Annotated in this window: 8 protein-coding genes; 3 read left to right on the forward strand and 5 right to left on the reverse strand. The window is 68.4% G+C overall.

Annotated features, from left to right (window positions below):
- Positions 1-1,531: 1,531 nt before the first annotated feature.
- From cas3 to ACGF4C_RS20365, 5 genes are all read right to left on the reverse strand, one after another.
- Complete coding sequence (gene cas3, locus ACGF4C_RS20345) at positions 1,532-3,910, reverse strand: CRISPR-associated helicase Cas3' (RefSeq protein WP_393567983.1); 2,379 nt, start codon at positions 3,908-3,910, stop codon at positions 1,532-1,534.
- A gap of 8 nt (positions 3,911-3,918) precedes the next feature.
- Positions 3,919-4,596 carry a CRISPR-associated protein Cas5 gene (gene cas5 / locus ACGF4C_RS20350; protein ID WP_393567984.1) on the reverse strand — a complete coding sequence of 226 codons (678 nt, stop codon included), beginning with the start codon at positions 4,594-4,596 and terminating at the stop codon, positions 3,919-3,921.
- 152 nt (positions 4,597-4,748) lie between these two features.
- Positions 4,749-5,774, reverse strand: coding sequence for a type I-B CRISPR-associated protein Cas7/Cst2/DevR (gene cas7i, locus ACGF4C_RS20355; protein ID WP_393567986.1), 1,026 nt, complete (start codon positions 5,772-5,774; stop codon positions 4,749-4,751).
- Between the two features lie 44 nt (positions 5,775-5,818).
- A complete protein-coding gene (locus tag ACGF4C_RS20360; protein ID WP_393567987.1) occupies positions 5,819-7,216 on the reverse strand; it encodes a hypothetical protein in 1,398 nt (465 codons plus the stop codon).
- Positions 7,217-7,262: 46 nt separating this feature from the next.
- Complete coding sequence (locus ACGF4C_RS20365) at positions 7,263-8,021, reverse strand: CRISPR-associated endoribonuclease Cas6 (protein WP_393567989.1); 759 nt, start codon at positions 8,019-8,021, stop codon at positions 7,263-7,265.
- A 1,304-nt stretch (positions 8,022-9,325) separates the two neighbouring features.
- Between ACGF4C_RS20365 and ACGF4C_RS20370 the strand changes: the two genes are divergently transcribed.
- The 3 genes from ACGF4C_RS20370 to ACGF4C_RS20380 all read left to right on the forward strand — a co-directional run bounded on the left by ACGF4C_RS20370 (position 9,326) and on the right by ACGF4C_RS20380 (position 16,970).
- Positions 9,326-9,931 carry a hypothetical protein gene (locus tag ACGF4C_RS20370; RefSeq protein WP_393567991.1) on the forward strand — a complete coding sequence of 202 codons (606 nt, stop codon included), beginning with the start codon at positions 9,326-9,328 and terminating at the stop codon, positions 9,929-9,931.
- A 61-nt stretch (positions 9,932-9,992) separates the two neighbouring features.
- Complete coding sequence (locus tag ACGF4C_RS20375) at positions 9,993-12,038, forward strand: SPFH domain-containing protein (RefSeq protein WP_393567993.1); 2,046 nt, start codon at positions 9,993-9,995, stop codon at positions 12,036-12,038.
- A gap of 90 nt (positions 12,039-12,128) precedes the next feature.
- Positions 12,129-16,970, forward strand: coding sequence for a DNA repair ATPase (locus tag ACGF4C_RS20380; protein ID WP_393567994.1), 4,842 nt, complete (start codon positions 12,129-12,131; stop codon positions 16,968-16,970).
- Positions 16,971-17,039: the final 69 nt, after the last annotated feature.

Here is a 17,039-nt window from a genome sequence, read left to right on the forward strand (position 1 = left end):
CTCACCGGTGCGTTGCGAGCCCTCCACGGCTGATATCGGCCCGCATCCATCGCCTCCGTCATCGCCCTCGCCGGGTTGCCAGCCCTCCAGGTCTGATGACGACAGGTCGTACGGATCGGGCTGAAGAACAGCGCCATCACGTTGTGAACCCTCCTGCGCCGACGACGACGCGTGCCGACCGGTCCGGACTGATCCGTATGCACGCGTTGCGAATCCGCTTGGGCTGATGACGACGCGGTCGTCCTGGACACGGAGACAACGGGTCTGCAGTTGCGAACCCTCCTGGCTGATAGCGGCCTACCAGCCGATCAATGCTGTCGAGCACGCAACAGGAGTTGCAACCCCTGCGGGGCTGACGGCGAGTTGAGTTCCTCAAGCGGCAGTCCAACAATATCGCGTTGTGAGCCGTCAAGGGTTGATGACGCCCCTGTGCCTCTCGCTGGTCGCCCGCACGTTCCGCGGCGGGTTGTGATACCTCCCGACGGGATGGGACGCACCCGACGTTCATCCGGAGTACCGGTTGCGATCTCTCCAAGGCTGACGACGGGTTGTGGGCGCTCCGAAGGCTTGACGACGGCGCCCTGCCCAGTGTTGCGGGCGGGAAGCCCGCACGCGTCGCGATCCCTCCTGGGCTGATGCCGACCACGATCATCAACACAGACTGGGCCTCCCAGTGGTAGTTGCGAACCCTCCAGGGCTATGGCGACCTCGGGCGTGAGCAGACCATCTCCGTCCCCGGCGCGTTGCGAACCCTCTAGGGCTGGTGTCGACGCGCCCGACCGGCTCATCATCTGGGGCGGATACAAGTTGCGACCCATCCGGGCTGATGACGACTCACGGACGACAGCGCGTGGGGCGGGTAGGCGCTCATGTTGTGAGCCCTCCAGCGCTGATGACGACTGCCTGACCCCGCGCCATCCGGCCGCATCCGGTGTGGTTGCAACCCCCTGCGCTGATTACGACGTGGGGGAGTTGCTTGGCTCGTCGGGCGGTCAGGGCTTGCGTACTGTCCAGGGTTGATGGCGACGGGCGGCCCGGCCCGCTTCGAGGGCGACCTCTACCTGTTGCGAACCCTCCAGAGCTGATCACGACAAGCCCTCATGGCCTGTAGATCTCACGGAGGTCAAGTTGCGAGCCCTTCAGGGCTCACGATGACCTGCTGCTGATGCTGCGCGCACTCGCGCTGTATGTGTTGCGAGCCCTCTAGGGCTGATGACGACCCTCTGCGACCATGGGCCGGTCCTCGCCGAGCAGATTTCAGGGTGGGACCGATCGGAGATCCAGGTGCTGGCATTGCGATCCCTCCAGGGCTGATGAAGGCTCCATCCTCGAAACCTGAGGACTTCGTAGGTCGTCCGCAGGGTGCTGGTGAAGGCGCGCTCGTTCATGACAGCACGCCGAGGCAGGTGTTGTCCCTTGGGGCGATCGGTGCAAGGCAAGGCGCGTACGTTGTGACCCCTGTGCGGGGTCGATGAGGTGTATTCGGTTCTCAAGCGGCGGGCCCTGGTGGGACGTTCAGTGTATCGGGATGTCAGTGTCGGATCTCGCCGAGACCGTTTTCCTCGTCGTAGTCGGCGGTGATGACGCCGACTTTCAGCCGGTCGTCCCATTCGGCGGTGAGGTTTCCCGCTACGGGGATCAGGAGGTCTTCGGCGAGGAGCCGGCCTGGGCGGCGGCCGTAGTCGGTGGCGAGCCGTTCGGCGTATTCGCCGCGGTCGGCGGCGAGGATGACTTCTTGTCCGTCGAACATCGCATCGAAGTCTTCGCGGAGCCTGGATCGGTCTTTGAAGGGTTCTGACCAGGTCAGGAAGGCTTCGGTGAACTTCTCCTTGGCCTGGTCGAGTTCGGCTCGCCAGGCCTTTCCCCATGCGCCCGTGGGGTTGTAGATCTCGTTGAGCCATGACGTGATCATTGCTTCGTCGATGACGTTGCCGTCGTGGCGTTGGAGGATGTCCCAGGCCAGTGATACGGGGGCCTTGGGGTAGACGCCGTCGGCAAAGAGTCCGTGTTCGCGCTTGCGGGGGACGTATTGCGGGGCGTGGACGATGACGTCGGCTGGTGGCCGGGTTCCGGAGCGGTTGACGCGGCCGAAGCGTTGGCAGAGAGCGTCCATGGGGGCGCAGGCGGTGTGGAGGGTGTCGAAGTCGACGTCCAGGGAGACTTCGACGGTCTGTGTGGCGACGAGGAGCCCGCCGGTGCGGGTGGTCTGGCCGTTTTTGTAACGGTGGCGGATGCGGTTTTCGATGGTGGCTCGGTGGTCGCGGCGGTAGCGGGAGTGGAGCATGATCGCGGCGTCGCGGTGGCCGTGGATGCGGCGGGCGGTGGGGGCCAGGCGCTGGTAGAGGGCTCGTGCGGTGGGGCGATTGTTGGCGACGACGAGCAGGGCTTCGCCGGCTTCGAGTCGGGCTTCCATCTCGGCGATGGCGGCTTCGGACCGCAGTGCATCGGGGCGGACCGCCAGGCGGTGGCGCTGGGGGAATGCGGTGCCTTCGGGCGGCTGGACCAGGTGGGTGGGCTGGTTGAGGGTCTGGCGGATGGCGTCTTGGAGGGCGTCGGGGAGGGTGGCGGAGACGATGCCGATCCGGCCGCCGAGGTGTTCCCAGAAGGACATCATCGCCAGGATCATGCCGAGCCGCTTGGGGTCGTAGGCGTGGAGCTCGTCGAGGACGAAGAGGCTGTTGGCGGTATCGGCGAGGACGGCGGAGTGCGAGGGGCCGGCGAGGGTTCCGCGCAGTGGTTGGTAGGGGGTGCCGACGCGGATCAGCTCCCGGAAGAGGCGGGTGGCGTTCTCCTGGGCGAGGGACTTGCGGGCGGCCGTGAGAGCTTCGGCGCTGGTGGTGCACTCGTCGGCGAGGGCGCGGGCGAGATAGTAGGAGGCGGCGCGTGAGTGAGAGACGCCGATCTGGCCTTCCGCTTGGAGGTCTTCTTCGAGGCGTTGGACCATGGCGTTGATAGCGGCGAGGTAGGGCAGCAGGTAGAAGATCCGCGGGGTCCCCTGGCCGGCCTCGGTCATCTCGGCGAGGTTGCGCAGGGCCCAGAGCAGTACGGCCTCGGTCTTTCCGCTGCCGGTCCAGGCTCGGATGATGACGTGACCGCTGATGCCGGCTGCGGCGACCTGGTGGGGCCGCAGCTGGTGGCCCTTGGCGGAGAGGCGGGCTACGAGGCGTTGGCAGTAGTCCGTGGTGAGGGGCTGGCGGGTGTGGAGGGGGGTGTGAGCTGAGGCCATGCGGTCAGCCATGGTGACGGCGCCTTGCAGCATGACGGCGGCGAGTCCGTCGGCTTCTTCTTCGGAGGCGAGTTCCCATTCCCATCGGTCGAGAAGTTCGCCGAACAGGGAGTGGGCGTCTGCGATGAGCGTGGCGGGGGTGAGTGTCGGTGTGGGGCCGGGCGGGATGAGCCCGGCGCTGACGGCGGTGGTGTGCATCCAGGCGGCGAGGTCCTGCAGCGCGTCTGGGTCGATGGGGCCGAACCTGGCGGCGAACTCTTCGACGCTGTCGTGGCCGTAGAGCGGTAAGAGGGGAGGCCGTCGGCCGCCGTCGCCGGTGATGCAGCAATGGTGGGTGACCACACCTGCGGCGATCCAGAGAATCTCGTCCTTCGGCAGGACCGAAAGTACGGTGGGGAGGAAGCCGAGCGAGAGAACTTCGTGCCGCTCTCCCCACTCCTTGGCAGGTTGGCTGGTGTTGCCGATCTGAAGCTGGAAGCCGTATGCCGCCTTGCCCGGGTCGTGCAGCAGGCTGGCGAGCTGGACCCAGACGGCGAACCTTTCGGGCAGGACGGTAAGGCGGCCGATGCGGGTGGTGACGGTTCCACTGCGGCGCATGGTGGTCAGCGAGTGGTCTTTGAGGGTTTCGCCGTGCTGTCGGCGGCCGCGGGCGCTCTTGGCGCGAAGGGGTCGGACGTCGTCCATCGGGGTCCTTACGCGGTGGCGAGGGCGGTGTGGGGGTGGGTCGGCGGCAGGAGAACGAGGGCCTGCCCGTCGGGTGTGGTGTAGTCGGCCGAAATCTGGGCGGGGGAAGCGGTGTGGGCGTAGCGGTAGGTGCCCCACGCGGTACGCGCTCGGTCGAGGGTGATGGCGGTGGGGAGCTGCATCTGTTCGCCGTTGTTGCGGACCGAGGGGTCCGGCCGGGTGGCGTGGGGGATGAGGGCGTGGCCTTGGGTGCCGGTGCCGCCGGGGGTGAGGTGGACGCGGCGGGCGCGTGCGGTGGCCAGGTCCTGGGAGCGTCCGAGTCGCAGGGGCCATACGGGGGTGCGGATGGCTTGCTCCCACATGTCGAGGTCCTGGAGGAGCCAGGTGGTGAGGGTGATGTGGGTGAGGAAGTGCCGGTCTTTGATGGTGGCGTTCCTGCTGGCGGCTTTGGCGGCGGCTGGGTGGTACGTCTCCAGGTCGATGCCGGAGCCTTCGGCGCTGAAGGTCATGGCGAAGCGGGTGTTGCTGGGAACGGACTCCCAGTCGCCGACGGTGGCGGCAAGCATTCCGCCGACGGTGCTCGGGGGAGGGCAGGGCAGGCCGACCTGGATCCCCTGGTAGAGGGGGTTGCGGAAGCTGGCGATGGGTGCGGTGACGGTGACTTCGAGGGCTTCGGTGCTGCTCATCGGCGATTCCTTGATGCTCGGGCACGGTCGTCGAGCGTGCACACCCGATGCCCGCGCAACGACGTGGGCATCGGGCGCGACTCCTCGCAAGGTTGCCGTGCAGGCGGTATGAGGAGCTGACGCTGTTGCGGTCCGTGAGACGGACGGTGGGCTTACTGGTCCTGGAACCAGGCGTCGTACCGGCCGGACAGGACCTCGTCGGCGAGCTGGGAGAGGACCACCCGGGGGTGGTCGATGATGAGCCTCTCGTCCTTGATGAGGCCGGACAGCTCCTCGCGTGCGATCTCGCGCTGGTCCTCCAGGAACGACGGCGCCCACCCCAGGCGGACGGGGCCCTCGATGACGTCGGACCAGGCGCCCATCTCTTCTTGCAGGGTTGCGGAGTTGAAGCGAATCCCGTGGTCGACCACGCTGAGGATGCGGGTGAAGGGCTGGTTGCCGCCCCGGATCGAGGCCAGGAGGATCAAGGCCGGGGTCCGGTCACCGAAGTGGGCTGCGCTGCTCGCGCCGCCGTGCATAGCAGCGATCGTGCGCAGGAGGACAGCGGTGCGGCGGCGGCGTTCCTCAAGGGGGAGGAGGACGCCGGCGCTGCCGCGGCGCGTGGCCTCGGTGGCTCCGGCCTGGAGGGCTTCCTGCACGGCCTCGTCCGACAGGGCTGCCTTGCGGACCTTGCCCTCCTGCTCGAAGAAGCCAATGCGCTGTAGGTCGAGGCGAAGGTCGCCCTGGAGGGCTGCGGTGTAGAACTCGTGCTCGTGCAGGATCGGATTGGCTCCGGTGGGCAGCCCCCGGTTCATGGTGCCGAAGTCGCGGGTGGGGCGCTCGGGGGCGATGGAAACGAAGGTGCCGGTGTTCAGGACGGTGTCGCGCATGAAGGTAGCGGCCTTGGTAGCAGCCATGTAGCCGAAGAAGTCGTCGTCCATGTACTTGTCCGGGCGGCCGGAGGTGTACGCCTGCTGCTTGGCGTCCTTGCCGTTGACGAGGACGGGGGAGGGGGTCTCGGTGTCGGGGAGGGAGTCGCGGAGCATGCGGCGCCACCACTGTGCGGAGCCGTAGGGGTAGGTCTTGCCGCCGGTGCGGTGGTGCTTGACGGGGGTCACGTTGCCCTGGTCGGCGGTGCCGCGGCCGTTGTTGGGGGCGCCGGCCTGGATGTCGAGGACGGCTTTACCGGTGAGGTACATGCGGGCTCCTTAAGGCTGATCGGTGAACGGATGCGAGGGGAGGGTTAGTCCTGGTCGTCAGTGTCGAGGGTCTTGAAGTCCTCGTCGGAGGTGCCTTCTTCGACGGCGGCGACCTTGGCTCCACGTGTGGCGAGCTCTTCGAAGGTGGCAACGAACAACAGCTCGCGAGCTGACCAGGAGGTGTTGCCGGAGTCGAACAGGACACGCCATTGGCGCACCGAGATGAAGGGGTCGCTCTCCGCCTCGGCGGGGCGCTTGCGGGACCAGTCCGCGATCTCTGCCTTGAACCACGCCTTGAGGTCGTTGGGGCGGCGGGTGGCGACGGTGAACTTCTTGAGGCGCTTGTCGTCGTCCGCGACGACATCGGCGACGCGGTGGGCGACGGCGACGACGTGGGTCACGTCGGATTCGAGCACGTGCAGGACCTCCACGAGGTAGGAGCGGATGAGGGGAGCGAGAGGGGTCACGGCGGCCGGAATCGAGCCCGGCGCAGCGCAGCTGGGGGGATTGAGGATCTGCTCGCGCAGCCAGCCGATCGCGCGGGACGGAATCTGCTCGGGGTGGTGGAAGGCACGCCATGAGAGCATGCGCAGGCCGGAGACCTTGGCGGTGGCTTGGGCGTGGGCGAGGTAGCGAAATCCTGAACGACGGCCGCTGCAGCGGAGCGTGGAGCGCAGCCACTCGGCGAGAGGCTGCTCCATGACCTCGGACTGGAACTTCTGGTCCTGGTTGTTGTTGGAGAACTGCAGAGTCTGGACGCCGGCGGTTACGCGGTGGTCCCACCAGCGCAGGGCCTTGAGGGCTGCCAACTCAAGGGCGAAGGTGCCCCCGCCGCCCTTGAGGTTGCCGCGGGCGAGTATGCCCCGGAGGTTGTCGCGGACCTCGCTTTGGGTGATGCGGGCCATGAACCGCTCGTCCCAGGTGTGGATGCCGTTGAGGAGTCCACCGCTGGCGGTGCAGGCGTAGGGCAGGGCGTGGAAGCTGGAAACGCATGGGAAGCACATCGGGGTGCCCTCGTGATCACGCGCCGTGGTGTTGCGGTGCTCGACAGAAGCGCCGAGGGGGATATCTCCCTTGCCGTACCAGGCGGCCGCAGGGCGTCCGCACAAGGTGCACGGGGCGCTGGGCCAGCTGTCGGCCGGCGGGCAGGCGCGCCAGGCGGCGATGCCCTCGGGGGTGCGCTTGCTCTTGTAGTGAAGGGCGCAGTTGGGCCACAGGACGTAGGAGACGCCGAACAGGTACCAACCGGGCTGTCCTTTGGCAACGGTGCTGGTGGCGATGAGGTCGTCGACCATGCGTGTGACGACGGTGCGGAACTGCTCGCCGGTGACGGTTCTCGGGTCGGAGACTCCGGCGAGAGAGGCAAGAGCGTAGGCGCCGGCGCGTTGGAGCGGGTGCGCGGTGAGCGTCATCGTGTGCTGCAGGAAAGCCGTGGCGGTCATAATGCCGCCCTTCCTGGTGGCAAGCCCTGGCGGAGGCAGGAGCAGCTCACGCGATCACCCACCCGAACCCCGCGCTCGTGGCGCCGCCGATCCCGGTGGACCACAGAGCTTGAAGGGCGGACGGAGTGCCCGATAGGTCGACCTCGACCGGCGCCCCGGTCTTCTTGCCGCGCTTGACGTTGGTGGGGCTGTCTGAGCCGTGCCCAACAACGGAGAACGAGCGCTTCGGGCCGATCCACGTGATGCCTTGGAGCTGGACACTGCCATGGCCGAAGGTCTCGCAGCGCCGACGAAGGCTGTGACCCAGTGCGACATCGAAGCCCGGATCCCCCGGGAGAAGCCATCTACCACGGATCAGCTCCCCGTCAGGTGCGCGGGCTGCCTCGGCCTTGATAGTGACCGGATTGGTCGTGCGCAGCCTCGTGCGGCCGGCCCCAAAGGCGGGCGGGGCGATCCGGGTGACGTGCTCAACGTTCAGGGCAATGCCGCCCCAGTCCAAGATGGGGATCATCTGCAGATCGCGCTCAAGAGCGTCGATCAACTCGGGCAAGGGGCTGCCGAACTCCAAGGTTCCGGTCCCGCCGGCCACATATGCGCCGCGGACCCGCTGCGGCCTGGGGAATTCCGGAGCACTGTGACCAAACGGCGCCATCTTGTGCGGTCCCCACCCCTGCGCGTGGATCGTGGCGCCGAGCTGAGGCGCCTGCCTCTTGAGCGCGGAGTAGATGATCCCACGACCGGGGGCGATGACGTTGTCCCACGGGATCTCATGGGCCCTTGTGCTGATGTGAACACGAAGTCGCATGCTTCCCCTCCTTTCTGCTGGTCAGAGGACACACGTGTGCCCTTCGAGCCTGGTGGCATCGGTACGGGCTTTACCTAAGAAATCCGATGCGGATCGGTATATCTATCACATAGAAATCACCTAACTTTGACACCAGCTGAAGGTCTACCAGTGGCCACTGACAGGCGATCAAAATTGATCTCTAAGAGTCAAAAAAAGTCAATGGTTGTCAAGTTGAAGTGCGGTTGACGAAAGGGGATAGCGTTCACGCAGCCGCACCGCGTCAACCTGCCGCAGTGCCCGACTATTTGAGAACCTCATACCCTCATCACTCCAAGCAAGGGGCCAGGTGCCCCGACGCGGGTGCCCATCCAGAAAGATCATTCTTTGCCTTTCGCGAGTGTCTCAATTAGAGGCTTGTGGACGTCAGATCTGCAGAAACCCCCGCTCTCCGAAGTCACCCTCGCTCCGTGATGCGCAGCAAGGTCAGCCCGAATCCTTGGCGTGCGGTAATGCAGCACCGGGTGTCGCACTCATCCCGCGGGGGCAGGGCTGGTCGTCATTAGCCCTGGAAAAGTTCGCAACATGTGCTCGTCACCGGACCGGTTGCTGATGTGGCCGGTCGTCATCAGCCCTCAGAGGGCTCGCATCCACCTTGGGTGCGATCCAGCCGTGCACGGCAGGCGTGGTCGCTATCTGCCCCGGAGGGCTCGCCGTGCCTTTGAGGGGCTGGTCCGCGACTGGCTCGGGGATCCAGCCACCGCCCACACCTTGTGGAGTGAGCCCAGGCTGGTCTGCGTTGCCGGCGACTTCACCCGCTGACGCCCACGCGGTACGCGAGCACCATCGCGGCATCAACCTGGTTCGCTACCGGTAGTTCGGCAACGAGAGTATCGGCCTTGAGGTCGTGGCGTCGGTCACCGGCAGGTGGCCTACCGGGGCAAGGGGCCGTCGACGCGCAGCCACGTCACGCCATCCCGGCGTCCGGACGCACCTGTCGCCCAGGTGGTGGGATCGTCGGCGTGATGACCGAACGCGTCATAGGAATGGATATCTATGAGGCAAGTGCGGCGGCCAGCGTGGAGAAGGGGCGGACGACCGGTGCCGGGAGGTTGCCGGCGTACGGGGCCGGCCGGGGCAGCCCGGGGTGTCGCTGCCCGGCATTAAGGGCGCGTAAAGGTTGCCGAGATCCGGCAATGCGGCGGAGCGCGATGTCGATCCAACATGGGGGCGGAAAGAAACCGGGGGAGTGATCCCGGTGTCGGACTCTGTCAAGCAGGGTGCGGCACCGGGACCGCGGCATCACAGCTCAAGGGGGTGGCAAAATGGGGGAGTTTCTGGCCGTGGCCGTGGGGTTTCCGGCCGTCATTTTCAGCGCCGCCCTTGTGATGCTCCTCGCCTTCTGGCTGCTGGTTCTGCTGGTCGGCTCCCCATCGGACGGCTTTGACGCGGATATGCGCCGTGTCGCGGCGGGGCTCGGCGGGACGCCGGTCACGCTGGTGGCGTCGCCGGCAACCGGCATGTGGATGCCTCGTCTGTTCGGGCCCGCCAGTACGGGCAGTGCTCCCGGGGGCGGATCACACCGTGACCGGTGTCGCTCTTCTGGTGTGGTCACCCCGTGTGGCCTGGTGGGGGCCCGTGCCCGCGCCGCCTCGCCGGCCGGACTCCTTCCTGACGAACCCGGGCCGTCCCGGCTGAACTTCGTCGGCTCGACGTGCGACGTCCGCGCAGACGGGTGGACGCGGACGTCGGCCAAGCGGAGGTCACCGCGTGGGGACGGCTCGGCCGCCGTCGTCCAGACCCGGGGGACCGGTGCAGACGCACTGACCATCGGCAGTACGGGGCTGCAGTTCGCCCACGACGAGGCCGGCGAGTTCTTCCGGGACACGCCCTGCGATGCGGTGCTCGACCCGCGTCGACGCATCGCCTGAGACCCCGGCCCTGCGAGCCCGCTTCATGCCTCCGCTCACACACTCTTCAAGGACGTTTCTTATGGATGCCATCACTGTGGGCATCGGTGTGCTCGTCGCCGTTGTCCTGCTCGTCGCGGTCGTCATGCTGCTGGTCTTCTCCCGCCTGTTCCGCAAGGTGGAGCAGGGCAAGGCGCTGATTGTCTCGAAGGTGCGGAAGGTGGATGTGACCTTCACCGGGCAGGTCGTGCTGCCGGTGCTGCACAAGGCCGAGGTGATGGACATCTCGGTGAAGGCCATCGAGATCACGCGGGCCGGCAAGGACGGGCTGATCTGCCGGGACAACATCCGTGCGGACATCCGCATCTCGTTCTTCGTGAAGGTCAACAAGACCGTCGAGGACGTCATCAAGGTCGCCCAGGCCGTCGGCACGCAGCGGGCCAGCGACCAGAACACGCTCCAGGAGCTGTTCCACGCGAAGTTCTCCGAGGCGCTCAAGACGGTCGGCAAGCAGCTGGACTTCACCGACCTCTACACCAAGCGCGAGGAGCTGCGGTACAAGATCATCGAGCTCATCGGTGTCGACCTGAGCGGCTACCACCTGGAGGACGCGGCGATCGACTACCTGGAGCAGACGCCGCTGAGCCAGCTCGACCCGCACAACGTCCTCGACGCCCAGGGCATCCGCAAGATCACCGAGCTGACCACGGTGGAGCACGTGCGCACCAACGAGTTCCAGCGCACCGAGGAGAAGGAGATCACCCGGCAGAACGTCGACGCCCGGGAGGCCATCCTGGAGCTGGAGCGCCGCCAGGCCGACGCCGAGATCAAGCAGAAGCGTGAGATCGACACCTCCCGGGCCCGCGAGGAGTCCGAGACGGCGCGGGTGGTCGAGGAGGAGCGGCTGCGTGCGCAGGGCGCGTTCCTGCGGACCGAGGAGCAGCTCGGTGTCCAGCGGGAGAACCAGGCCCGTGAGGTCGCGGTCGCCGCGAAGAACCGTGAGCGGGTCATCGCCATCGAGACCGAGCGCATCGAGAAGGACCGGCTGCTGGAGGTCATCGCCCGGGAGCGGGAGACGCAGCTGACGCGGATCTCCGCCGAGAAAGAGGTCGAGGCGGAGAAGCGGGAGATCGCGGAGGTCATCCGGGAGCGGGTCGCGGTGGACCGTACGGTTGCCGAGCAGGAGGAGTCCATCAAGAAGTTGCGCGCTGTGGAGGAGGCGGAGCGCGGTCGGCAGGCCGTCATCATCGCCGCCGAGGCGGAGGCGCAGGAGAAGCTGGTCAAGGACATCAAGGCCGCCGAGGCCGCGGAAGTGGCCGCCACGCACCGGGCGGCGGAGCAACTGACGCTGGCCGAGGCCCGGTTGAAGTCGGCCGACCTCGATGCGCAGGCCAAGCTTCGACTGGCCGAGGGGATCCAGGCCGAGAGTGCGGCGCCCGGACTTGCCGAGGTGCAGGTCCGCGACAAGGAGGCCGAGGTCATCGAGAAGGCCGGCCGCGCCGAGGCCGGGGCCGCCGAGGCGCGGCTGCGCGCGGAGGCGGAGGGCGTACGGGCGAAGGCGCTGGCCGAGGCCACGGCCATCGGCGAGAAGCTCAAGGCGGAGGCCGCCGGCCTGACCGAGAAGGCAGCGGCGATGGCCGCCCTCGACGATGCCTCCCGCGGACACGAGGAGTACCGGCTGCGCCTGGCGGCGGAGAAGGACATCCGGCTGGCCGGCCTGGACGTACAGCGACAGGTGGCTGAGGCACAGGCAACAGTGCTGGCGACCGGGCTGGAGAATGCCGACATCAACATCGTCGGCGGAGAGTCGGTCTTCTTCGACCGGCTGGTGTCCTCCATCGCGCTCGGCAAGGGCGTGGACGGCTTCGTCCAGCACTCCGAGACCGCGCAGGCGCTGGCCAAGCCGTGGCTGGACGGCACGGCGAGCTTCACCGATGACCTGAGCCGGATCCTGGGGTCGGTGTCGACGTCCGACGTGCAGAACCTGACGGTCTCCGCACTGCTGATGAAGCTGATGAAGGGCGGCGGCGAGCAGTCCGGGCAGGTGCGTGAACTGCTGGACAGGGCAGGCCAGTTGGGGATAGCAGACATGCCGCTCGCCGCACCGAACGGCTCTGTGAAGAGCTGACCGAAGACCGGCCGGGGCCGCTGTACGGGGGTCAGCGGTTCCGGCCGCACGCACCGCACCATCACTGAGGGAGAAGGAAGGTAGCCGGACATGGAGACCGGTCTGGACGCGGGCAGCTACGAGGTGCTCCGTGACCGGCTTGCCGGGCAGGCACGGCAGCTGGCCCAGCGCGCCACCGCGCTCAACGACCGCCGAGTGGAGACGTTCGGCTCCACCGAGCTCGCGCTCACCGGCACCGAGAGCGTCCGCACTGATCACCCGTGCATCCCGCGTGACATCGTCGCCATCGGTGATCTGCTGCTCTTCGGCTACCACTGCCCTTCCGGCACTCAGTCCGCGACTGCCCTCGCCGACGTCTTCGCCCTGTACGACCGTGACCTCACCCGACTGCCGCCGGACGCGGTCCCCGGCCTGCTCGACGACCCGGCGTTCGTCAGGGAGTTCGCCGCCCTCTTCCGCTACTACCGCGAGGCCCGCCTCCTCCAGCTTCGCCGCCTCGACGGCAAGCTTCTCGCCGTCTTCCAGACCGGCGAGAAGACCGAGGACATCAGGGTGCTGCGCTGGGCGCTGTCCGACGACGGACGGGCCGCATTCCTCGACGCCCGCGGCGAGCGCGACCACGTCCTTCCCGCATCGCACGACTTCGCGTGGACGGCGGCGACCCGCGACGACCATGTCCTGGGCCGCCACCCGCATGTCTCCATCGGCGGCGAGATCTTCGTCGACTCGGTCGGAGGCACCCTCACGGTCAAGGCCGAGGACGACACCGAGACGGGCGAGGGAATCTACGCCGAGCCCGTCGAGGAGCCGCTGCAGTCCCTCGCCGACGCGGACATCGAACACGCCCGGGCGGGTGCCCTGATCCTGCTGCGCATCCGCCCGTACAAGGAGGAGACCTGGCGCCACCTGGTCTTCAACACCGTCACCAAGGCGGTCGTCCGCCTCGACGGCATCGGGCAGGCGTGCCGGCGGCTCCCCGAGGACCAAGGTGTGGTCTTCCCGGGCGGGTACTGCCTGGCCACCGGCCCGTACAAGACGTTCGACACTGACGCCGCACTCCTGGAAACCCTCGAATTCGAGCGCATGGTGCGCTCACCCAACGGCGAGGACGTGCTGTTCGCCTTCCACGCGCGCGCGGAAGGCCGCAGCCTCCTCCTGCCGTACAACCTGATCCGCAAGGAGGTCGCGAATCCGGTCCTCTGCCACGGATACGCGGTCTTCGACGACGGCACGATGTTCGTGCTGCGCGCCGGCTCCGACGAGCCCGCGCGGGTGCACCCGCTGCAGATCTGGCGGTCCCCGTACGTCTCCGACACCTACGCCGCCGCCCGCCCGGCCGGCCAGGGCCCCTTGAGCCGGATAGGCAACGCCGACCTGGTCCGCGGCATCTCCGACTGCCTGTCCCTGGCCCGCGCGGTCACCGAGACCGCCCCCACCGCCGCGGTGTACGAGACGCTCGCCGCCTCCTGCACCCGGGCCGCCGACCAGTACCACTGGCTGGCCGACGAGGACCTCGGGAATCTGCGCACACCGCTGGACGCCATGCGGACCACCGCTGAGCAAGTCCTCGCCGAGTTCCGGACCGTCCAGGCGCTGACCCGGCAGGCGGCCGAAGCCCTTGGCGACGCCGCGGCGGGCATCGTCACCCTCGTACGGCGCATCCGCGGCGAAGCACCGCGCAGCGCCACCGCATGGATCGAGAGCATCACCGAACTGCGCCGGGCCCAGGGTCACTTGCTGGCTCTCAAGGACATGCGGTACGCGGACGCCGACCGGATCGACGCGCTCGCCCAGGACCTCGCGGGCGACATCGACACGGCAGCCCAGCGCGCCATCGCCTTCCTCGGACGGCCGGATGCCTTCGTCGGCCACCACGACGCCATCGAGCAGCTCACCCGCGACGCCGCCGAGGTCGCCACCGTCGCCGCGACCGCGCCCCTCTCGGACCGCCTTCAGGAGTTCGGCGAGCAGCTCCAGACCCTCTCCGAGGTCGTCACGGGGCTCGACATCGGGGATGCCACCGTCCGGACGGCCGTCCTCGAACGGCTCGCCGAGGTCCACGCGGGCGTCAACCGCGCCCGCGCCACCCTCGACGCCCGCCGCCGGGAACTGACGGCACGGGAAGGCCGCTCCGAGTTCGCCGCCGAGTTCTCGCTGCTGGGCCAGGCCGTCACCGGCGCGCTGGCGGCCGCCACCAGCCCTGAGAGCTGCGACGAACAGCTCGCCCGGCTCCTGCTCCAGCTGGAGAACCTTCAGTCCCGGTTCGCGGACTCGGACGAGTTCCTCGCCGAGCTCGACGCCAAGCGGACCGAGGTGTACGAGGCGTTCGCCGCTCGCAAGCAGACCCTTCAGGACGCCCGCGTCCGCCACAGCGACCGCCTGGCGGTCTCGGCGGGCCGTGTGCTGGACACGGTCGACCGCAGGGTCACCACGCTCGCTTCCACCGACGAGATCCACACCTACTTCGCCTCGGACCCGATGGTCACCAAGGTCCGGCGCACCATCACGGAGCTACGGGAACTCGGCGACCAGGTACGGGCCGAAGAACTCGACGCCCGTGTCGAGGCGGCCCGCCAGGAAGCGGCCCGTTCCCTGCGCGACCGTACCGACCTGTACGCGGACGGCGGCGAGACCATCCGCCTGGGCCGCCACCGCTTCGCGGTCAACACCCAGCCGCTCGACCTGACGCTCGTACCGCATGAGGACGGCATGGCGTTCGCCCTCACCGGCACCGACTACCGGGCCCCGGTCACCGACCCGGCCTTCGCGGAGCTGCACGCCTACCGGGACCAGCTGCTGCCTTCCGAAACCCCCGACGTCTATCGGGCCGAACACCTCGCCGCCCGCCTCCTGGCCGAGCACGGCGCCCAGACTCTCCTCGCCGCCGACGACCTGCCCGGCCTGGTGCGCGCGGCGGCCGAAGCAGCCTACGACGAAGGCTACGAGCGCGGCGTCCACGACCACGACGCCACCCTGATCCTCACCGCTCTGCTGCGCCTGCACACCGGGGCCGGTCTGCTGCGCCACACGCCCCGGGCGCGCGCCGCCGCCCAGCTCTTCTGGGCGTACGACACCGAACCGCAGGAACGAGAGCTCTGGACCCGCCGGGCTCTCTCCCTCGCCCGCGCCCGCGACACCTTCGGGCTCGGGCCGGCCGTCGCCGACTACTGCGCCGAACTCGGCACCCGTATCACCGGGCCGGATGCCGCCCCCGCCGCCGACTACCTCTTCGAGGAGCTGACCACCGCCCCCGACGGGTTCGTCACGACCGCCGCCACCCGCACGTTCCTCGACAAGTTCCGCCGTACCATCGACAGTTCGGCCTACGAGGCGGATCTGGCGGGCATCGCGGACCCGGCCGTCCGACGGCAGCTGATCGAGGCATGGCTGTCCGCGTACGCCGCCAGTACCGGTGAGAGCACCGACGACCTGCCCGAGGCGGTGGCCGTCGAACTCTGCCCCGACCTGGACCGCTACGACCGCGACGCCCCGCTCACCGCCACCGTCGACGAACTGCTCGGCACCCACCCCCGCATCGACGGCCGCATCCTGGCCCTCCGCATCGACGAACTCCTGGACCGCACCCGCCGCTTCCGCGAAGAGACACTGCCCGGCTTCCGCGCCTACCAGGACCGCCGCACCGCACTCGTCGCCGTGGAGCGCACCCGCCTGCGCCTGGACGAGTACCGGCCGAAGATCATGTCCACCTTCGTGCGCAACCGCCTCATCGACGAGGTCTACCTGCCCCTCATCGGCGACAGCCTCGGCAAGCAACTCGGTACCGCCGGCGGCCTGCTGCTTCTCGTCTCGCCGCCCGGCTACGGCAAGACCACCCTCATGGAGTACGTCGCCGACCGCCTCGGCCTCGTCCTGGTCAAGGTCAACGGACCGGCCCTGGGCCACACCGTCACCTCCCTCGATCCGGCCGAGGCGCCGAACGCCACCGCCCGCCAGGAGATCGACAAGGTCAACTTCGCCTTGGGGGCCGGCAACAACGTCCTCCTCTACCTGGACGACATCCAGCACACCTCGCCCGAACTCCTTCAGAAGTTCATCTCCCTGTGCGACGCGCAGCGCCGCATGGAAGGCGTCTGGAACGGCATCTCGCGTACCTACGACCTGCGGGGCAAGCGGTTCGCCGTGTGCATGGCCGGCAACCCCTACACCGAGTCCGGCGGGCGGTTCCGCGTCCCCGACATGCTCGCCAACCGCGCGGACGTGTGGAACCTCGGCGACGTCCTGACCGGCAAGCAGGACGCCTTCGCCGTCAGCTTCATCGAGAACGCCCTCACCGCCAACCCCGTCCTCGCCCCACTCGCCGGCCGCGACCGCACCGACCTCGACCTGCTGATCCGGATGGCCGAGAACGACTCCACCGCCCGGGCCGACCAGCTCACTCACCCCTACCCGTCCGCCGAACTCGGCCGGATCACCGCCGTGCTCCGCCACCTGCTCACGGCCCGGTCCACCGTCCTGAAGGTCAACGCCGCATACATCGCCTCCGCCGGACAGGACGACGCCACCCGCACCGAGCCGCCCTTCCAGCTCCAGGGCTCCTACCGCAACATGAACAAGATCGCCGCCCGTATCGAGCCCGTCATGAACGACACCGAGCTGGCCGCCGTCATCGATGACCACTACACGGGCGAGGCCCAGACCCTCACCACCGGCGCCGAGGTCAACCTCCTCAAGCTCGCCGAACTCCGGGGCACCCTCACCCCCGAACAGGCGGTCCGCTGGACGGAGATCAAGAGCGCCTACGTCCGCACCCGCACCCTCGGCGGGCCCGAAGAAGACCCTCTGACCCGAGCTGTCGCCGCACTCGGCCTGCTCGCCGACCGGGTGGCCGCCGTCGAGTCCGCCATCACCCGAGCCACCGACCCCCGCCACGTCCTCGCCAACCCCACCGCCCGGCATGCCTCCCGCCCATGACCGCCCCGCCGTCCGGCCGCCCACCCGGATTGCCGGACTCCGGCAACGTCTCCCGCCCCCGCTGGTACG

The organism is Streptomyces sp. NPDC048197 (genome assembly GCF_043202395.1).
In the GTDB taxonomy this organism is placed as follows: domain Bacteria; phylum Actinomycetota; class Actinomycetes; order Streptomycetales; family Streptomycetaceae; genus Streptomyces; species Streptomyces siderophoricus.